General features: G+C 62.5%; 19 protein-coding genes. 14 read left to right on the top strand and 5 right to left on the bottom strand.

Annotated features, from left to right (window positions below; all coding sequences use genetic code 11):
* Positions 1-303 precede the first annotated feature (303 nt).
* Both ACFRAH_RS00400 and ACFRAH_RS00395 read right to left on the bottom strand, forming a co-directional pair.
* A complete protein-coding gene (locus ACFRAH_RS00400; RefSeq protein WP_377988847.1) occupies positions 304-1,359 on the bottom strand; it encodes a helix-turn-helix domain-containing protein in 1,056 nt (351 codons plus the stop codon).
* A 246-nt stretch (positions 1,360-1,605) separates the two neighbouring features.
* Positions 1,606-2,508 carry a TerC family protein gene (locus ACFRAH_RS00395; RefSeq protein WP_377988846.1) on the bottom strand — a complete coding sequence of 301 codons (903 nt, stop codon included), beginning with the start codon at positions 2,506-2,508 and terminating at the stop codon, positions 1,606-1,608.
* A 367-nt stretch (positions 2,509-2,875) separates the two neighbouring features.
* Here ACFRAH_RS00395 and ACFRAH_RS00390 point away from each other — a divergent pair, with 367 nt between their 5' ends.
* The 5 genes from ACFRAH_RS00390 (at position 2,876) to ACFRAH_RS00370 (ending at position 5,277) form a co-directional block, all read left to right on the top strand.
* Positions 2,876-3,355, top strand: a complete 480-nt coding sequence (locus tag ACFRAH_RS00390) for a hypothetical protein (protein ID WP_377988844.1) — start codon at positions 2,876-2,878, stop codon at positions 3,353-3,355.
* A 354-nt stretch (positions 3,356-3,709) separates the two neighbouring features.
* The gene (locus tag ACFRAH_RS00385) at positions 3,710-3,913 is read left to right on the top strand and encodes a hypothetical protein (RefSeq protein WP_377988842.1); all 204 of its coding nucleotides are present in this window, start codon (positions 3,710-3,712) and stop codon (positions 3,911-3,913) included.
* A 36-nt stretch (positions 3,914-3,949) separates the two neighbouring features.
* Positions 3,950-4,165, top strand: a complete 216-nt coding sequence (locus tag ACFRAH_RS00380; RefSeq protein WP_377988841.1) for a hypothetical protein — start codon at positions 3,950-3,952, stop codon at positions 4,163-4,165.
* Between the two features lie 100 nt (positions 4,166-4,265).
* A complete protein-coding gene (locus tag ACFRAH_RS00375) occupies positions 4,266-4,763 on the top strand; it encodes a MarR family winged helix-turn-helix transcriptional regulator (protein ID WP_377988839.1) in 498 nt (165 codons plus the stop codon).
* Between the two features lie 298 nt (positions 4,764-5,061).
* The gene (locus ACFRAH_RS00370; RefSeq protein WP_377988837.1) at positions 5,062-5,277 is read left to right on the top strand and encodes a hypothetical protein; all 216 of its coding nucleotides are present in this window, start codon (positions 5,062-5,064) and stop codon (positions 5,275-5,277) included.
* 263 nt (positions 5,278-5,540) lie between these two features.
* Here ACFRAH_RS00370 and ACFRAH_RS00365 read toward each other — a convergent pair whose 3' ends face one another.
* Both ACFRAH_RS00365 and ACFRAH_RS00360 read right to left on the bottom strand, forming a co-directional pair.
* Positions 5,541-6,803 carry a nitrate/nitrite transporter gene (locus ACFRAH_RS00365; RefSeq protein WP_377988835.1) on the bottom strand — a complete coding sequence of 421 codons (1,263 nt, stop codon included), beginning with the start codon at positions 6,801-6,803 and terminating at the stop codon, positions 5,541-5,543.
* A gap of 142 nt (positions 6,804-6,945) precedes the next feature.
* Positions 6,946-8,541, bottom strand: coding sequence for an IclR family transcriptional regulator C-terminal domain-containing protein (locus ACFRAH_RS00360; protein WP_377988833.1), 1,596 nt, complete (start codon positions 8,539-8,541; stop codon positions 6,946-6,948).
* 165 nt (positions 8,542-8,706) lie between these two features.
* Here ACFRAH_RS00360 and ACFRAH_RS00355 point away from each other — a divergent pair, with 165 nt between their 5' ends.
* Genes ACFRAH_RS00355 through ACFRAH_RS00340 form a run of 4 tightly spaced genes read left to right on the top strand, consistent with a single transcriptional unit; the run spans position 8,707 to position 12,711 of the window.
* Positions 8,707-9,990, top strand: coding sequence for a Rieske 2Fe-2S domain-containing protein (locus tag ACFRAH_RS00355; RefSeq protein ID WP_377988831.1), 1,284 nt, complete (start codon positions 8,707-8,709; stop codon positions 9,988-9,990).
* A gap of 23 nt (positions 9,991-10,013) precedes the next feature.
* A complete protein-coding gene (locus ACFRAH_RS00350; protein WP_377988830.1) occupies positions 10,014-11,186 on the top strand; it encodes a zinc-binding dehydrogenase in 1,173 nt (390 codons plus the stop codon).
* Positions 11,187-11,215: 29 nt separating this feature from the next.
* On the top strand, positions 11,216-11,731 hold the full coding sequence (locus tag ACFRAH_RS00345; protein ID WP_377988828.1) for a hypothetical protein: 516 nt from the start codon (positions 11,216-11,218) through the stop codon (positions 11,729-11,731).
* Between the two features lie 2 nt (positions 11,732-11,733).
* Positions 11,734-12,711, top strand: coding sequence for a PDR/VanB family oxidoreductase (locus ACFRAH_RS00340; RefSeq protein WP_377988826.1), 978 nt, complete (start codon positions 11,734-11,736; stop codon positions 12,709-12,711).
* 933 nt (positions 12,712-13,644) lie between these two features.
* Here ACFRAH_RS00340 and ACFRAH_RS00335 read toward each other — a convergent pair.
* Positions 13,645-14,259: a cysteine hydrolase family protein gene (locus ACFRAH_RS00335; protein WP_377988825.1), complete on the bottom strand. Its 615-nt coding sequence runs from the start codon at positions 14,257-14,259 to the stop codon at positions 13,645-13,647.
* Between the two features lie 254 nt (positions 14,260-14,513).
* On the opposite strand from ACFRAH_RS00335, the gene ACFRAH_RS00330 reads away from it, so the two are divergent.
* From ACFRAH_RS00330 to ACFRAH_RS00310, 5 genes are read left to right on the top strand one after another with little or no spacing between them, the layout of a single operon-like run.
* Entirely contained in the window at positions 14,514-15,467 is a 954-nt protein-coding gene (locus ACFRAH_RS00330; RefSeq protein WP_377988823.1) for an ABC transporter substrate-binding protein, read from the top strand.
* Between the two features lie 33 nt (positions 15,468-15,500).
* Entirely contained in the window at positions 15,501-16,364 is an 864-nt protein-coding gene (locus tag ACFRAH_RS00325; RefSeq protein ID WP_377988821.1) for an ABC transporter permease, read from the top strand.
* Positions 16,365-16,380: 16 nt separating this feature from the next.
* Positions 16,381-17,175 (top strand): ABC transporter ATP-binding protein, encoded by a 795-nt coding sequence (locus ACFRAH_RS00320; RefSeq protein WP_377988819.1) that lies wholly within the window; start codon positions 16,381-16,383, stop codon positions 17,173-17,175.
* An 8-nt stretch (positions 17,176-17,183) separates the two neighbouring features.
* A complete protein-coding gene (locus ACFRAH_RS00315) occupies positions 17,184-17,966 on the top strand; it encodes an ABC transporter permease (RefSeq protein WP_377988817.1) in 783 nt (260 codons plus the stop codon).
* Between the two features lie 12 nt (positions 17,967-17,978).
* Positions 17,979-19,430 (top strand): DHA2 family efflux MFS transporter permease subunit, encoded by a 1,452-nt coding sequence (locus tag ACFRAH_RS00310; RefSeq protein WP_377988815.1) that lies wholly within the window; start codon positions 17,979-17,981, stop codon positions 19,428-19,430.
* Positions 19,431-19,497 lie beyond the last annotated feature (67 nt).

The following is a 19,497-nucleotide window of genomic DNA, read 5'->3' as shown; positions in this document are numbered from 1 at the left end:
AGGCCAATCGCCTGTCTCCCACTGCGCCTCGAGTGATGGCGGGTCACCTGTGCCAGCCCCTGAGCCTGATCGTTTCGCAAGTATCGAAGGGGTGCCGACGGCTGGATGGGCCAAGATTGCCCGGAGTGGGGCTACCGCTGACGATGAAAACCGCCGGTAGATGGCCATGGAATCGCCGTCCGCGGAAGATTTCAGGTGCAGGCCACTGGCTGGCGGCTACCTACTGAGGGCCCGGTTTCGTGGAGGGGACTTCGCGCAGCAGTCGGGGGCAGCGCCGCCGCGTAAGAACGCCCGGCATCCGTTCTAAGTCCCGATGAGTTTCCTGAGTTTATGGGCGCTGCTTCGCAGTGCTTCCGGGTTCTCCTGCACGTCCTTAAGAGAGGAGCCAGTTGATTCTTTGACGGCACGCCGCATGGCTTGCAGGGTCTTGAATCCGCTGGCCTCTGCTATGCCTGCCAGGGAACGCCTCCTGGAGTTGGGGTCCGCGAGGAGATCGAGTGCCTCCAGTGTCCTGAGGGCTCGGATGTAACCGCCCACGGGCAGCTCTTCATCTCCGAAGAGGTAGTAGAGGGCGCGGCGGGAATGGAACGAGTAAGCCACCACGGCTTCCACATCAAGGTCTTGGTTTCTGTAGTTTCTGTGGATGAACTTCTTGACCGCCGCGAGGCGGGCCGGTTTGAGGTCATCGTCCGCGGCAGGGGCCTCCAGCAGGGAACTGATCAGGGCGGCCATCATGGACCGGACTACCGGCTCGAGCCGGTGCACCTCCCGCTCAATATCAGTCCGCTGCCAGTCCGACAACCAGGGAACAAGCAGTCCCCGGACCAGCGGGTTCTCCCGGACATCGGTCATTCTCTGCAGCCGTTTCACCGACTTTTCGTCCAGGCCAAGCAGGTTAGAGTCGATGTTGATCTGCACCGTGCCCAACCCGGCGTAGGCGTTGAAGCCGCCGCCGGAAGAGAGATCCAGGAACCTCACAGTGCCAGGAGAGATCACTTCTGAGCGTCCTGAGAAGTTGAATTCGACTGATGATGTCTTGAAATGGACAAGCCTGATTTCCCCGGAACATGAATCCCGGTTCCAGTAGCCGGCCACTGGCTCATTTACGAGCTCGACAATGCTGAATCCGGGACCACCCAGGCACGAAGCGGTGGGATTGAAATTACGGCGCACTGAGTTGTCGACTTTTTCCAGCCGCATGGGAGCATCAACCGCACTGCCGTACCAGGTACGCCAATGCTCAAATCGTTCCTCCGGATTCAACCCGGCGGGAACTGCATAATGCCGGATCTGCCCAGCCTGCGGCTCCCCCGCGCCCAGCCCACCAGGGGCGTTGCCGGAGGCGGTGCTGTATCCCATGGAACCTTCTCGCTGTTAGAAAGAAAACGCAGCTGCAATCTGCCACGGGCAGCCTGGCCGCTATCACTCCTGGAGTCCTCCAACCTGATGGTCCTCCCGGCAGGGACTTGGGGGGCATGCCTGCCGGGAGGACCAGAGAAAAGATATCAGACAACTCGTGTGCGAACAATTCGTGCGCTAACCAAGGTGGCGCGCAGCTCCTGACGCTCTGCAGCAGGCCTGGGGTTGGACGGCGGCGGTTCGGGCTTATCCCAGGCCGGCGGGCTCCTGGTGGCCGTCGCCGTCGACGATCCGGCCGCGCACGGGTTTGCGGGAGAGGCCGACTTCCCCGGCTTCGGGCCCGGTTGATGTGGCGGCGGCGATGGCGTCGTGGTCATCGGCTTTGGAGTAGGCGTGGCGGAGGTGGACCGGTTCGATGGGTTCGCCCGCGAGTTTTTCCTGACGTCGCTTGTAGGTCAGGTTCAGGGCTTCGACGATGATGGCGAAGGCCATTGGTCCATAGATCAGGGCTTTGTCTATCTTTACCTCGAAGCCGTCGGCGATGAGGAAGGATCCGATCAGCACCAGGAAGGCCAGGGCCAGCATTTTCACGGTGGGGTGCCGGTTGACGAAGGCGAAGATGAACTTCGAGGAGAAGAGCATGACGCCGAAGGACAGCAGGACCGCGGTGACTATGACCAGGAGGTTGTCCACCACGCCGACGGCGGTGATCACCGAGTCGAAGGAAAACACCATATCCAGCAGGATGATCTGGGTCAGCACCGCACTGAACGTCACGCTGGTGACTCGGCCCGGGCCGTGGGACTCGCGTCCTTCGAGTTTTTCGTGGATCTCTGTGACTGCCTTGTAGACCAGGAACAGGCCGCCGAAAATCAGGATCAGGTCCCTACCTGAAAAGCCCTTCCCGAACAGTTCGAATAGATCATTCGTCAGGCTGATGATCCATGACGCCGCGAACAGCAGCACGATCCGCATCAGCATCCCCAGGGTCAGGCCGAGGTTGCGGGCCTTGGCCTGCTGCTCCACGGGCAGCTTGCTGGCCAGGATCGAGATGAAGATGACGTTATCCACGCCCAGCACTATCTCGAGTACGAACAGGGTCACGAAAGCAACGGCAAGGTCCGGCGTCAGTTCAAATGCTAAGTCCACTTACGAAGTGTAACCGACGTCATTTCATGGAACAGGAAGGGGCGAATTGCTCACACTCTCCACGATCTTTGTCCCCGCGGACCCAGAACCGGAGAGTAGACCTCGGTAGTTTACGCCCAATGCTGCCGATCCCGGCCGGCAACCTGATGAGCTGTAAACGCCGAGGCGCCATCATTCCGCCGCCCCCGCCCGTTTGAACCACCAAGCGCGTCACGTAGCGTCCGCTCCGACCATCGCCCGGAGAAAATAGAGTTTTCGTGGCAGCCAGCTTCGACGACGTGGAATTCGACGCAGCGGAATTTCCCAACGGCTCCCTGAATCCATGAGAACTAAACCTGAGGCAATTCCCGGAGGAAGCCACGTTCACATGATTGCCCACGGCCAACATCTAGGTAGCGGCGTTATTGCGTGGATGCCCGATGGCTCGGTCTTCTGGATTTGGCTCGATCACGGAGCAGCAAGTGCCTGGTACACGGAAGCGACGCCGTGGATGTCCTGGTCTCTGCGACCGACCCGCAATCCGCTTCCCACAAGATTGACTGACGGGCAGCGCCCGGACCGGACGAACTCCGAACCTGACCCTGCAAAAACCCCGATTCAGGAACCTCTGGCGGCAGTCATGGATGATGAGGTGCCCCAAGACCCTGAACATCATGAAGCTAACGGCTTGCTAAACGATCTGCTGCGCCGCCTCGATGCTGCTATCGCGGACGTGCGGGCGACCACAAGCGGGACGCCGCACTTTGTCGTTGAGGCCAGACTGAGGGAAGAACTCAAAAGGGACATGCCAAGTGTCACCTTCCCGGCCGCGGATATCAGCGGCTGGGAGGCAGGATTCTCCAGCTGAACATTGTCTTCCTGCACGCGAATACCCGGACACTGGAGTGCTCCGGCCCTCTTCAAGTCGTGAGTACTCGCGGTGTGCTCGTGAGTCAGGTTTGACCTCGTGCGCGTCAAATCTCGCAACTGGGGGATCGGCTCGGGTGGCGCGAAACTGGCCCGAAGCAGATTGTGGGTCGGCCGCGGACAGCCGATGTGACAGCGGTAGCGATTTAGGCTGCGGTGTCTTGCAGCGACTATTGGTGCTGCAGCGAATGAAGCAAGGTTGATTCAGCGGTGCAGCCCATGTCCTCAGTTTGATTAGTACACTAACTTTTAGTAGACTAATAGTCATCGCAAGTGGGAAAATGGGAGGAAGCGCATGACCAGCAAAGAGACCCCGGTTCAGAAGTTCATGCGCCGAACCGGGAAGCTCCGGGCCATTTTCGGGCCTGCCCAGCAGGGCGCCCTTCAGGGGCGTGTGATAGTGCGGCAGGACGCGGCCCAGCGCCAGCGCGAAGAGCAGCTGCGCCAGTGGACCACGGTGCGCAACGCCGACGGCACAAGCTACCTCGTGTCCCGATAGACACTCCTGAAAGAATCGGAAGCAAAGGAAACACCGATGGCTTTTGTGGAAAAATTCATGAACGCAACGGGCAAGTTGCGGGCCGTCTTCGGACCCGCGCACAGAACTTCCCTTGATCACGACATGACGAGCGCGAACGGGGAACTACTGGAAAAGCGCCAAGCCGAGACACAGCAGTGGGAAACCCTTCACCGCCCCGACGGCAGCACCTACGTCGTGCCGAAGAATCCCGAGGACAAGTCCCTGCGTTAACGCAGCCGCTTTGGTCAGGAGTTGCCGGAACAAGATCCGCGCGGCGGGCTGCCTCATCCCGTCCGAGCATGCCTAGACGATTAGTGGTTTGGAGATTGTAATGACCGAGTTGAGCATCCGGCAGACTAAGACGGCAGGCGCTGAGGAAGACCTTCTGCTGGAGAAGCAATTGTGCTTTGCCCTGACCGTCGCAGCCCGCAACGTTGTCGCGGCATACAAACCTGTGCTCGACCGGTTAGGGCTTACGCACCCCCAATATTTGGTCATGCTGGCGCTGTGGGAAAAAAGCCCCAGGTCACTGCGTGAAATCAGCACAGAATTGGACCTTGAACCCGCAACAACATCTCCGTTGCTCCGACGCCTCGAAGCCGCCGGGTTTCTCTCCCGCCCCAGGGCAGCAGGGAACGAGCGCTCCCTGGCTGTCGAACTGACGGACGCCGGCGCCGCCCTCAAGAAGGACGCGATGTCCGTGCCGGGAACCATGATGCAGAAACTGGGACTGGAGCGCGAGGACGTTGTCCAGCTACATACGGCAATGACCCGGCTTATCGCTGCCACAAAGACTGAGCACGCGATCACGAAGACGACCAACTTCTAAGGCCTCCCGCCCTGCCAGCGACACGGAAATCGAATGTCACCCGGAGCTCCAGGTGGGTCCGGATCAACCCTTTAAGCGTCGGATCCGTCCAGACGGTTAGCTAACTCGATGGCGGCGAGGGACGTCGCCTCGACCGCGCCCGCAATGTAGCCAGCCAGCATCGCTGGGACTGACCTCACTACCAGCCAGAACGAGCCGGTCCCGCCACGCAACCTGGGCAATAGCTCCAGCAGCGGCGGCAACAACGAAAGCACAAACGCCGCGCCGTAAGGGCCGGCCGCAACAATCAGGGGCCATCATGGAAGATCCGCGACTCACGGCACTAAATCTCATCCAGCAGGACAAGAACTACCTGGACGAACTCTGGCTAAAGTACTGGGCCCAGGGCGGAAGCGCCGGCTCAGTCGAATTCGAGGCCTATCTGCACGGCCTGAGCCAGCGCGACAGCTACGACCTACAGATCCTCCGCTGGGCGATCGACGACATAAGCTGCGCCGCTCATCCCCGGTCATAGGTGCTCACCAAGGCGACATTCCGCACCGCCAAAACGCCGCCAGATATCCCCGAAATTCACAGGACTGCTGGAGGCAATTTAGTTGTCTGGTTGAAGCACACCCCAACCTGACAACGGCAGTGGCCCGGAAGGTTAACCAAATCTAGATTCTCGGCATTCCGAATGCCGGAGGCCAGGCCGAAGAGGCGGGATGGTCTCGGCAAAGCCGACGGCCCACCCCTGTCCGGGTGGACGAGGGATGGGCCGTAGGGTGCTCCAGGACGCTAGGCTTTTTCCTGGTCCGTCACAGCGATCTCAACGTCGTCGGGGCGTTCGTTGACGAAGTACATGATGATCATGCCGAGGAAGGGTCCGGCGGCGAGCGTAATCAGGGCGGCCATGAAGGAATTGTCGGTTGCGGCGAAGACGGCGCCCACCGCCAACGGGACCAGGACACTTCCGATCTGCCACATGGCATTGGTTATGCCGGCGGCGCCGCCGAGAACGCGGCTGCTCACGAGCCGGGGCACGAGGGCCACGATGAGCGGGAGGTAGCAGTAGGCCCCGAGTCCGAGCAGCGGGGCGGCGATGAAGAAGGCCACGGCGTTGTCCAGCATGCCGAAGACGACGAGCATGACGGCGAAGCAGCCGAGGACGACCATCGCAGGAACCCTGCGGGCGCCGTTGAACTTATCGGCGATCCAGCCGATAAGGGGCTTGCCGAGAACGCCGAGGGCTGCATAGATAGCCACGATGCCACCGGCCACCGTCGGGTCAATGCCGTGCCCCTTAATCATGAGGGCGTTGGACCAGGTGATGAATCCATAGGTCCCCCAGAAGCCGCCGAATCCTGCCAGCGCCAGGAGAAGAAGGTTCTTGTTGCGTCCCAGTTCGATGAGGACGGACCGGCCCTCCGCGCGGTTGGCCCTCTTGGCTACGATCGGGCCAGGCCTCAGCACGAGGTAGCAGGCGATGCCGGCCACGATGGAAACGCCACCGAAAAGCAGATAGGAGGCATGCCAGGAGTAGTGCTCGATGAGGTAGGGCACGGCGGTGTTCGCCACCACAACGCCCAGCGACGTTGCCGAGGTGTAGATCCCCATTGCCTTGCCGAGTTCCTCGGGATGGAACCAGCTGGATATCAATTTGATGCCGGCGGCATATTCGGCTCCGGCGAAGAGGCCGATGACCGCCTGGATGGCCATACCGATCCAGGCGGACGTCGTGGACCCAAAAAGCATCATGGACGCTCCGGCGCCTATGAGGGAAACCGAAATAAGCAGGCGCCCGCCAACCCTGTCGGTGAGGAAGCCGGTGCCCGCGTTCGAGACGACGTAGCCGATGTAGTAGAAGGTGGCGAAAAGCCCAAGGCTTGCCAGGGGCACGCCGAGGTCTTCTCCAATGAAGATGGATGCCGGACCCCACGTCGAACGGTCAACGGAAGTCATGGTGAAGGCGAGCCAGCAAAGGACTAGGACCAGCCAGCGGTAGGGGCGCCTGGATGAATCGAGATCAGTGGAGACGCGGGCACGGTCAAGGGCAGTCATATTTATCCCATTCTGAGGAGGCGTCGTTGCCGCGGGACGTCGCGAAAACAAGAATTTGCGTGTGATGAATATAACCATCCCTCGCACCGGATATCAACCCTTTTTGTCCGCATAGTGTCTTTTTGCGCGTAAGACGGACGGTTTAGATGTTTAGCCCATCCCTCAAATCCATCATGAACTCATCGGCAGCGTCGCGTAAGGCCGGCAGGAAATTCTCGGTCATATCCCGGTCAGCGGTAGTCGCTTCGTGGACTGAGGCGCTCATGGCCGCCACCACCTCACCGCGCCGGTTCCGAAGGGGGACCGCGACTGCGCGTATTCCGGCCTCGAGCAGTTGGTCAACGTAGCTCCAGCCTTGCTCTCGAACCGCCGCCAGCGTGACCCCGAGGTCTGCCAGGCCATTGGCGGCCCTGTCCCTGCCCGCCGAACGCTTGACGTCTTTGAGGGCGGCGGCGGGCAGAAGGGATAGGAGAACCTGGCCCATCGCCGTGCGCTCTGCTGGAACCCGGGTGCCCGGGCGAATGTTCACTATCAAGGGGCTCGGCGCACTGGCCCTGGCTACGTAGCGCAGGTCCATGCCATCCAAAACGCCGATGGAAACTGAAGCTCCGAGCTTTCGCGCCAATGCTTCGAGGCGGGGCCTGGCCACGTCTGCGAGCGAAAGCCGGGACAGCAGGGAGTACCCCAGCTCCAGGACCAGGGGACTCGGGGCGTAACTGCGCCCCTGCTGCTCAAGGTAGCCAAGTGAGGCCAGGGTCAGGACGAAGCGACGCGCCGCGGAGCGCGGGAGCCGGCACCGCTCGGATATCTGTGCCAAATTCATGGCCGGGTGGCCCTCATCGAAGGCTGTGAGGATGCACAACCCTCGTTCTACCGATTGGATTACATCCGATGGACGCACCTTGGGGCGAGTGGGGGTGGCAGGTGCCATCACGGACCTGGCCGGAGCTGGTCCGGAAGCCGGCCAGAGGGCGGCCGCAGTCCGTAGCGCGGCGGACTGGAGCAGGGGAAGGAAGTCGTTCTCGAGTACCTGGGTGTCCACGCGCGTGGCGTGCGCGGCAATGTTCAGGGCGGCGACGATCCGTCCCTCCGGGTCGTGCAGGGGAACGGCCACTGACCGGATTCCCGGCGTCAGCTCCTGATCGGCCACCGTCCACCCACGCCCGCGGGCTTCCTCGATCCGCTCCCGCACGTAGCCCGGCTCGAAACCAGGGCTGGCTTCCATGGACGAAAGGTAATCCTCGAGTTCGTCGGGAGCCAGACCGCCCAGCAGAACACGGCCGGTGGCCGTACGGTGTGCGGCGACGCTGGTGCCGACCGTGATGTTTGCGGTAACGATCCTGTCGGCGGCCACCCGGGCGGCGTAGTAGACGCGACGCTTGTGGAGCACGGTCAGGGAAGCCGTTTCCCCAACTGCCCGGACGAGCTCGTCCAGATGGGGGTGGGCTGCATCCGGCAGCGGATTGCTGCGAAGGTAGGCGTCGCCGATCGCGAGTACCCCGGGGATCAGTGTGTACCCCTCCGCCGACTGACCCGTGTAACCCAGGTACTCCAACGTCAGGGCGAACCTGCGCGCCGCAGTGCGCGTAATACCCACAAGCGACGCCACTTCTGCGACGGAGAGCGCGTCTTCCCGTGCACTGAATGCCCGGAGGACCGACAGGCCCCGCTCCAGAGAGTCCACATAATCCGGGTCTGTGGCCGCCAACTCTCCGGCGGCCGGCATTGATGCATTCACACTCTCGAATCTAGACCATCGCCCGTCCGGCGGGTGGAGGCGCCGCCGCTGGGCATCGCTTGACGGACGAATGAGACCCATGCAACACTTCAATGACCGCATGGCGCGCAACTGCGCGCCAAACGGATACTACGAAGATTTCGGTTTACATCGGAAGGCCCCACAGTGCTCACCTCAGATCAGAATGTCCTGCTGACCCAGACCGGCCCAGAAACGCCCATGGGGCGCCTGTTCCGGCGATATTGGTTCCCCGCCCTCCTCGCCGAGGAACTCCCCGAAGCGGACTGCCCGCCGGTGCGGGTCCAACTCCTGGGCGAGAAGCTCATAGCCTTCCGGGACAGTTCCGGCAGGCTGGGCATGCTGGACGAGTTCTGCGCACACCGGACCGCTTCCCTGTACTTCGGGCGCAACGAGGAAAACGGCCTCCGGTGCGCCTACCACGGGTGGAAGTACGACGTGGAGGGCAACCTGACGGACATGCCATCCGAGCCGGAAGACTCCAAGTTCAAATGCCGGATCAAACAGAAGTCATATCCCCTCGTAGAACGGGGAGGCGTGCTCTGGGCCTACATGGGTCCCGGGGAGCAGATGCCGGACCTGCCGGAACTCGAATGGGCCCTGCTCGGCGACGGCCAGCGCTTCATTTCCAAGCGCCTCCAGGAAACCAACTACCTCCAGGCCATGGAGGGCGGCATCGACTCAAGCCACGTATCCTTCGCCCACCGCTTTAACCTCGACGATGACCCCATGCACTCGGGAACGGCCGGTAATGAGTACATAAAAGCTGACACCCGCCCGAAGTTCGAGGTCGCCGAAAGCGACGGCGGCCTGTTGATCGGAGCCCGGCGCAACGCGAACGAGGAAGAGTTCTACTGGCGCATCACCCAGTGGATCATGCCCTTCTACACGATCATTCCCCCCTTCGGCACCCACAACCCCATGGGCGGCCACGCCTGGGTCCCGATCGACGACACCACCTGCTGGGCCTGGTCCTGGAACTATCACCCGACCCGCGACCTGCGCGAAGACGAACTCGAGCAGATGCGCAACGGCGACGGCATCCACGCCAAATACATCCCCGGAACGTATCGGACCCTCGCCAACAAGGACAACGACTACCTCATGGACCGAGAGGCCCAGAAGCAGAACAAAACCTTCTCCGGCATCGAGGGCATCGCTGCGCAGGATTTCTCCCTGCAGGAAAGCATGGGCGACATCGCGGACCGCACCAAGGAGCGGCTGGGCACCTCCGACGCCGCCATCATCCTGGCGCGGCGCCGCCTGCTCGCAGCACTGGACGCCATGGAGGACGAGGCCCTCCCGGGCATCGACACCGCGGACCAGCGTGTCCGCTCGACGTCCGTGTTGCTCCCCAAGGACGTGCCGTTCCATGAGGGTGCCCAGCAGGCCATCCAGGTGGTCCCCGGAACCGACTTCGTTTCCATCTAGACCGGACCAACTAGGAGTTCCGCATGAAAGACCACCGTTCCATGGTTGCGTCTCCGGACCCGGCCTCGACGCTGGCAGCGCCGCCCCTTCCCGATGCTGTCAAGGCCGCTGTCTCGTTGCCTGATGCAACAACCACGGTCCAGGCGATAGACCCGGGACTGGCCACGAGCGCCGCAGGCTGGCTCAAGGTGGAATCCTCCGCGCTGTGCGGGACCGACCTGGACCTGTACCAGCAGGGCCTTCGCCATCCCACAGTGATGGGCCACCACGTCATTGGTGAAATCGTCTCCCTCACGCCTGTCATGCAATGGTCGTGGGACGTCGAGGCCGGCGACCGGGTGGCACTGGAGGAATACCTCCCCTGCGGGCGGGCCAGCTGTGAGGCCTGCTCAAAGCCCGACACCTACCGTTTCTGCCCGGATGCGGATCTGTGGGGCGGGCAGCGCAGGGTGGGAATGCTGGGACTCCATGAGGGTTCGGGTCTTCACGGCGGCAACGCGGAATACATGGAACTGTCAACCCGGACAGTGCTGCACAAGCTGCCCCGTGACCTGGAACCGAACCTCGCCGCCTGGACCCAACCCTTCGCCAACGCGGTCGATTGGGTCATCAACATCGGTGGCGCGACAAGCGGCGCGCGCGTCGCCATCCTCGGACCGGGTTACCACGGCATCGCCGCCGTGGCGGCCGCCAGGGCAGCCGGAGCCCAGGAGATCGTCGTACTCGGACGCAACACGCGCACTAGCCGCGACCGTCTTGAAATTGCCGAGGCCATGGGCGCTTCCGTCGTCGTCAACGATGACGCCGCATCAACATCCGCAGCCTTGGGCCGGCACGGCAAGGCCGCCGGATTCGACGTCATTGTCGATACCGTGGGGCTTGGTGGGCCAGCGCTCCAAACCACGGAACACCTCCGGAAACTGGGACGTCTGGTCCTGGCCGGACTCGGGGACACCCCCGTCGCAGAAGTAAACCTGAAGACCCTGGTGCGGGGCGCGTCCGGTGTCGTCGGCGTACGCGGCCGTTCACCACAGGCCCTCACCAGGGCCATCGAACTCCTGGCGGCCGGAGACACAGGCTTGGAATACGTGCCCAGCATCGAGGTCGGGCTCGACGGCGTCAACGAACTCTTCCGCACCCTTCTGGACCGGACGGGGCCCAGCAGTCCGCACGTCGTCGTTCGACCTTCGATGTGAACAGCAACAACCCAAGCTAAGGAAAACCCATGACACATCTAACGTCGCGCGCCTACTATAAGGCCCGGATCCTTCTTGTCCCCCTCGGGCCCTCGGGCGCTGCGCTCGTCTCGTCAATGTCCGACGCCGGCCTGCGGGAAGTCCTGGTCGCCGCCGCCGCAAGCCACCCGGACGGCGTACTCCTTCGCGGGATCGACGAACCCGAGGCCCAACCCACCACCGAAACCGTCAGCGACCTCGCGGCCAGCACGGACATGATGGTGTTCCTCGGATCGCGGCTCGAAGAGATTCCCGACGGTTTCGTTGAGGCCATGGCCACAGCAGGGCGGAACCAGGGGACGCTCCTCGCCGGCGTCCTGGTCGGACTCGGCGGCTGGGATTCCGAGCCCGGCTCGACCTCCATGCGGGTACTCCGCCGCGAGCTCGACATGCTCGTCACGGTCAGGAAATCCGACCTGGCACGCGACTTCATCGAGGTCCTTAAAGGCGGAACCAGGGAAGCCATCCCCGGCAAACTCTTCCAACATCCCATCACCGGAGCCTGACCATGTCCGAAAACACCCTTGACCTCGTTGTGCGCGGACTGCGCCAGGAATCGACCAATGTCATGTCCCTCGAACTGTCCCTTCCCGACGGTGGTTCACTCCCTCAATGGGAGCCCGGCGCTCATCTTGAGGTCGTCCTGCCGTCGGGCCTGGTGCGGCACTACAGCCTGTGCTCGGATCCGCGTGAGCTGCAGAAATACCGTCTCGCCGTCCTTCGCGAGACTGGTGGGCGCGGCGGGTCGGAGGAACTCCACTCCGAGACCCGGCTCGGCTCAAAACTGACAGCGCGCGGACCGCGCAACCATTTCAAAGTCGAGGATGGCGCAACCCACTACCTCCTGGTCGCCGGCGGCATCGGCATCACGCCCATCATGGCGATGGCGCGGGAACTCATGGCTGCAGGCAAAAGCGCCCGCCTGGTCTACTGCGGATCCAGCCGCCAAACCATGGCGTTCATCGACGAACTCCAAACGATTATGGGCGATTCCCTGGCGCTCTACCCCCGGGACGAGCGCGGCCGTGCCGATCTGCTCACCGAAATCAAGAACGCTCCCGCCGGAACAGCAGTATATGCGTGCGGACCGGAGCGACTCCTGGCCGACCTCCAAAGCATCACTACCGATGCCCTTGGTGTAGACGCCTTCCATGCGGAGCTGTTTGCCGCCGCCCCGCCACCGGCCCGCACCGGGGACGCAACAGAAGCAGCGGCAGATGCACCGTTTGAGATTGAGCTGCGGCAATCCGGCTGCACCCTGACCGTTCCACCGGAAAAGTCCATCCTGGACGTCGTGCTCGAGGTAAACCCCTCCTTCATGTCCTCCTGCGAAGAAGGATTCTGCGGCACCTGCGAAACCAAGGTCCTGGAAGGTGAAGTCGAACACCGCGACACCATCCTGTCCCAAAAGGAACGGGCGAAAAACGACACCATGTTCATCTGCGTCAGCCGCTCCAAGTGCCCAAAATTGGTCCTTGACGCCTAGAGCGCGTCCCGTCATCGGCACTGCAGGAAGAGCACGGGCAGGCCAGTGCGGGCCGCGCCATAGGTTGCCGATACCACCCCATCACGGGAAACGGCCCGCAAGACCACCGCCGCGTCCTGTCCCTGGAATCTTGGTCCGCCTTCACGCGACAAGTAGTCCCCTGCACAGGCAGTTGGCGCACCGCACTCCCAAGCGGCACGGCCGCGGAGCAGAACGCAACGCAGCCTACTGCGCTGCGTTGCTGCCACATCAACAAAATCGCAACACGAAAGGCATCGCCATGGCCCACTATGGAGAGTGGAATGATTTGGTCGGCCAACAAGTGCAAATCCAGCGAGACGGGCGGACCATCCGGACCGGTCGGGTCGAGACCATGACACCGGCCGCCGACGCGGTCTGGATCGCAGCCCACGGAGTCGAACTCCGGGCCCTGTACGAAAAGGCGCAGGGCCACACGTTCCTGCCGGTCTTAGAACACTAGGGGGCAGACCATCAACACCAGGGCTGGCCCCGTCATCGAAGTCAAGGTCCATGACGGGGCCAGTACGGATCACTGCCTGGACGCCGCCATTGATTACATGATGGAGGTCACCCTGCCTCGCTCACGGCATCTTGGTAACCCGTCTGAGCGACGCACACTTCAGCGTCGGGTGCCTATTCTGAACCAGTATCATGCCGCTCCTCGTCTGGCTCGTCTTCGTTCAGCTCGGCCTCGGCTCACCCAGCAAGCCCCGTTGCGGGGCGCCCGGGACCATACAGGCACCCCGCAACGGCTCAGTCCTCCGAGCGGTCTTGCCGGCGGAAGCCGCCAGGCCAGTCGTCGCAGCAACCCTAGCCGCACCGTGCGACGCGACCTGCCTCCCGCGTCAAGCCGGCCCGGTCGAACTCACTCACTTCTGGGGGAAAGTTCGTGCCGGTCGCGCATTGATAAGGTCAACCGCATTCGGCGGAGACCCGGAGGCCCTCGATAACGTGCTTGCTCTGCGTAACCGCACCGAAGCCGCTCGCGACCGCTCTGACAGCGTTGTTGTGGGCTATTTCCGAGTAGTCACCACAGCAGTCGTCGACGATAGTGACCAGGAAGTCGAGACAAGTTGCATCCCGCAGCGACGTTTCGACGCAAATGCTGGTTGCGGCGCCGCAGAAGAAGATCGACGTGCGGCCAAGGGATCGCAGGAGTTCTTCCAACCCGGTGTTGACGAAGGCGCTGTAGCGCGCCTTGAGAAGCACGTGGTCCCCGGGCTGCGGCTCGAGCGCGAAGAACTCCGCCCCCCAGGTCCCCGGGAGGCAGGACTGCGAAGCGCGCGGTTCCAAATGGCGCGCCCGCCACTCTTCCGTGTCACTCTGCGGATCGTGGAGGTTCTGCATGAAGATCACGGGGACGCCGAGGTCCCGAGCTTCCTGGATGAAGGGTTCCAAGCGGCCGACGGCCGCCTGGACCCGGGCAACATCTTTCCCTCGCAGCCCTTGGTAGCCACTGCTGTGGCAAAAGTCGTTTTGGATGTCGACGACGACGATTGCCGCCTTCGATACATCGAGTCGATTCATAAGAACACCTCACTTCGGCTTAATGGTTTGACCATACTATTGACATGCCGATGTGCTGTAAATTACCGTCCTTCATCGGGCACTAAATTTTTGTGACCTGAACAACGTGGTTCGCCTGCTCCGCCCTCTGTTGCGTCCGTCGAACCTGTTCCGCAGCTATCTGAAATAAGAGGAGCTTCATGTTTTCTTGGATCCCAGCCAGGAAGAAATCTGGTCCCCCGCGCCGCCTCCCCCTTTTGGCCTCAATGGCGGCCATGTCAGCACTGGCGCTGACGGCCTGCGGCGGTGGCGCCAACAGCGCGCCCAGCCCTGACGGTGCGCCGACTCAAATCCGGGTCATCGAATCAAACAAACAGGACCCCACCGAACTCGGTGCGGAAGCCGGCAACTTCATGAGCATCTGGCCCGAGTGCTCCCCCGAGGTGAAGGTGGACCTCACGGCCGGCGAAAAGGTGGCCGAAGCCCTGGCCGCCAAGAGTGCGGACATCGGCATTACTTCTCCCAATCGCGTCATTGGCGCAATGTCCCAGGGACTCAAGGGCAAGATCATCGGCGCCTCCATGCCCGTGTGGGACCAGTACGTCGTGGTCCGGAAGGACAGCAAAGCCACCTCGTTCGCCGACCTGAAGGGCGCCACCTTCGCCATCAGCAGCTTCGGCTCCGCAGGGGACTACGCAACCCAGAAGATCGCCCGCGAAGAAGGCTGGGGTCCGAACGACTTCAAGACCGTCACCATGGGCAGCCTTGACGGCATCATGGCCGGACTCAAGAGCGGGACAGCCGACGCTTTCCTCTGGAGCGCACAGGCAGCCTTCGGCTTGGAGATTGAGGGCTCAGCCAAGGTTCTGGGCAGCGTGAAGGATCTTGTGGGACCCAACGCCATGACCGTGGTCTTCGCTACAGACGAGATCATCGAAAAGAATCCCGCAGCCGTGAAGTCCTTCGCAGAGTGCTACTACAAGGCCACAGGGGCCATGATGGACGACTCTGCCCTGGCTACGAAGATGCTGGTCGAAGACTGGGGCATGAGCCCCGAGCTGGCGTCCAGGATCGTCACGCATGAAATTCCCCTGAGCTCGCGGGACGGCGAACTGAGCCCGGAGCAGCTCCAAGGGCTCCTTGAAGCTACGCAGTTCACCATCAAGTCCGCCAAGTCGCTCACGATCGACGACGTCAAGGGCATGTACAAGCATTGGAAGAGCCTGTGATGACCGCCCGCCAAGGTGCATGGAGCTGAACCGATGCAAACCAACCTTTCAGCACCTCCCCGCCCGCAACAACGACTGTCCGCTCCGAAGCTGCTCCGGAACGCCAACGTAAAGGTCCAAGCACGCTTCGGAAGGGTGGCCGTCATTGCCACCGTAATCGTCGCCTGGGAACTCCTGACCCGGTTCGGCCTGATCGACATTGACTTCGTATCCACGCCGTTGGCCGTCGCCGGTGCCTTCGTAGAGATGCTGGGCACCCGCGAAGTCATGACCGCGTTGGGCAGCACGGGTGGAAACATCCTCATGGCCTTCGCCATCGGCACTACCGTGGGCATCGTCGTCGGAACCGTGATGGGTCTGTCCAAGACCCTCTGGCAGGCCTACTCGGCCCCGCTGCTGTTCCTGATGTCGACGCCGAAGTCCATCTTCCTGCCGATCTTCATTCTCCTGTGCGGCATCGGTTCCACGTCCGCCGTCGTTTTCGGAGCCTTTGAAGCGGCAGTATTCGTCACCATCAACGTGGCCGCCGGCATGGCGCTCGTCGAGGACCGCCACATGAAAGTGGCGCGCGCCTTCAAGGCGTCCTGGGGGCAGACCATCCTCAACGTCGTACTCCCCTCCGCCCTGCCGGGTATCTTCACTGCCCTGTGGTTCGGAATCCGCCACGCCTTCATCGGGGTTCTGATCGCAGAACTGTGGGCCTCCTCGGACGGCGTGGGGGGCTTGATCCGGGTCTACGCGGAACAGCTCCACACGGACAAGACCCTTGCCTTGATGCTGGCAGTCACCATCCTCGCAGTCGTTGCGGGGACCATCTGGAATCACTTAGAAACACGGCTGACCAAATGGCGGCAGACTTCCGCCGCCGGTGCCGCAACAACCACCGCGACAAGTTAGGTAAACAGCAATGCGAATGTCCATCAATGATGTTTCAGTCACGTTCACGCGTGCCGGAACGACGGTCGAAGCACTCAAAGATATTAACTTGTCGCTGCACGAGGGAGAATTCGTTGCCCTTCTTGGTCCGAGCGGCTGCGGCAAGTCCACGCTGCTGACCTGCATGGGAGGGCTGATGACTCCCACGAAGGGCCAGATCCTGGTGGGCGACTCGGTGGTGAAGGAACCGGATCCCCGCAGGGCTGCCTTCGTCTTCCAGGACTACTCCCTGCTGCCGTGGAACAACATCGTGGACAACGTCGGCGTCGGACTGCGGTTCGCGGGAATCGGCAAGCAGGAACGCCGCGAGCGCAGCCAGGAACTGCTGGACATGATGGGCCTGTCCCAGTGGGGCGAATCCCACCCGGGCCAGTTGTCCGGTGGCATGCAGCAGCGCGTGGCGGTGGCCAGGGCCCTGGCGATGGACCCGTCGATCCTGCTCATGGATGAGCCCTTCGGTGCCTTGGACGAGCAGACCCGCCGTTCGCTTGGCGAAAGCATCTCCACGGTCCTGACGGAGAACAAGCAGACCGTGGTCCTTGTGACCCACAGCCTCGACGAGGCCATCTACTGGGCCGACCGCGTGATCGTCATGTCCGCACGTCCCGGCAAGGTCATGGCCGAAGTCAAGATCGAACAGATGCGCCCGCGACCGCTCGACTTCATTGCCACGGAGGAGTTCGCGCAGCTGCGTTCGCAGCTCTTCCTGATGTTGAACGAAGCCATGGGCAACAGCCCCCACGCCAACCCCCTGGAAAAGCAGAGAGCATAGGGAAATCAATGAAGCAGCACAAAAATTCCCCGCTGGTATGGCCCCTGCGGATTCTGGGGCTTGGTGCTCTGTTTGGCATTTGGGCCTACGGAAACGGTCCCGGCGGGATCTCCCCCCTGGTTCTGCCCACCATCCCCAGGGTCATGGAAGCACTCGGAGAAGCGCTTGCGCAGCCGGCGACCTACGAGGCCGCGTTCATCACGTTCGGTGAGATCCTGGCCGCCTTCGTCATCGCGTCGGTGTTCGGCCTCGCAGCAGGTTTCTGGGCAGCGAGGACACCGGTCCGGACGCAGGTCTTCCAGTCGATTTTCGTCTGGGGCTACCTCGCTCCGCTGATCCTCTTCTACCCCCTCTTCATCCTGTCCTTCGGCACGGGAGTCGGGTCCAAGATCGGCTACGGGGCGGTCAGTGCGTTCTTCCCGATCGCCTACAACTCGCTGCGGGCCTTCGCCACGGTGAAGCCCACCATGCTGACGGTGGCCAGGGCGTTCGGGGCCAGTTCGTTCCAGACCGACTTCCTTATTAAGCTGCCGAGTGCGTTGCCGCTGATCAGTTCCGGCGTCCGCATTGGTGCCGGCGCGTCAATGATTACCGTCATTTTCGCCGAGATGCTCGCCTCCACCGCGGGGCTTGGCTATCAGCTGGCCTTGAACAGCCAGACCTTCGCCGCACCCCAGGCGTTCGCCATGATCATCCTGCTCATGGCCCTGGTGGGCATACTGCAGGGACTGGTCAACCTCTTGCTGACGCCCAAGTCCGAACGGGGCCCGTCCCTCAACGCCGCCCACTAAGCAAAGCGCACCATGACCGAAACCCAAGTCCAGCCCACCCAACGCACGACGGCGGGGGCAGCAGCCAGATGGATCATTCTCTTCTCCGTTACCACAGGCACCTTCATGGCCAATGTGGATGCCACAGCCGTAGTGGTGGCATTGCCGATGATGGCCAAGGAATTCGGGGTCGATATCGACTCCCTCCAATGGGTGTTGTCCGCCTACTTGCTGACCATCACGGCGGTGGTTCCGTTCCTTGGCAAGTTGTCGGACGCCATTGGCGGAAAGAGGATCCTCAGCATCGGCCTGCTGACCTTCGTCGTTGCGTCGCTCGCGGTGGCCCTGGCACCGGCCCTTCCGGTCATGATTGCGTTCCGCGTGCTCCAAGGGATTGGAGCGGGCATGTTCATGGCGACCATCACGCCCTTGGCCCTGGCGACCTTTCCGGTGGGCCAAAGGGGCCGGATCCTGGGGATCATCGGCAGCATGGTGGCCGCAGGGACGTTGCTGGGGCCGGCCTTGGGCGGCGTCCTGACGGGAGCGTTCGGGTGGCGCTCGATCTTCCTGATCAATGTCCCGGTGGGCCTGATCGGTGCAGTCGGCGTCATGGCCTTGGTCCCCAAGGACTCGAAGAAGGGGACCAAGGCACCCCGGCTGGACGTCCCCGGCTTCACGTTGTTCATCATGTTCACGTCAAGCCTGCTGCTCGGCCTGGGCTTCGCACCCCGCCTCGGGTGGTCGCATGAGGTGGTCATTGGACTGTTGGGAACGGCGGTTGCGGCTTTCGCGCTTTTCGTCCTGCGCGAGCTCAAGACCGCCGTTCCCCTCATCAACCTCCGCCACTTCCGCAGGCGCGTCTATGGCTGGGGAACACTGGCCGCGTTCCTTTCCTACGTACTCCTGCTGTTTCCCGCTTTCCTGTTTCCCCTCTACATGCATGAGGTCTTGGGGTGGTCCATCGGCCTGACCGGCTTGATGATGACATGCCAGGCCCTTGCCATGCTTTTGGTCTCACCCCTTTCCGGCTGGTGGAGCGACCGCGTGGGTTCCCGGCGTCCTGCCCTGGTGGCTCTGTCCGTCATGATTGCCACGTTTGTTGGCGCCTCGTTCCTCACGCAGTCTTCGCCGCCCTGGTTGGTTGCTGCCCTGCTGGCGCTCATCGGCGCAAGCGTCGGACTCTTCAGCTCGCCGAACAGCTCGGCCGTGATGGGCGACCTCGGGCAGGACCAGGCCGGCGTAGCCAACGGCACGATCGCGACCGTTCGGAATCTGGGGAGGGCCGTCGGCGTGACGCTCACCGTATTGCTCTATCAGCTGTTCGCCGGCTCCCCCGCAACAGCCCGGAATTCCGCCGACCACTTCCTGGCCGGCTTCCAAGGTGTCCTGCTGGTCGGCGCGGGACTTGCCGCCGTCGCCGTCCTTGCCGTGGTGCTGATGTACGGCAGGGGCGGTCTCAGCTCCTCTTCGTCACTGTCCGGCTGACGAACCGGCCGCCGGCACCGAAGCACCAGAAGCAGACCTAAGGTCAGATGGCGATTAGTTAGTCCAT

The organism is Arthrobacter sp. NPDC056727 (assembly GCF_042790555.1).
In the GTDB taxonomy this organism is placed as follows: Bacteria; Actinomycetota; Actinomycetes; order Actinomycetales; family Micrococcaceae; genus Arthrobacter.
Note: the sequence above shows the minus strand (reverse complement) of the source record. Positions and strands in the feature narration are given on the sequence as shown.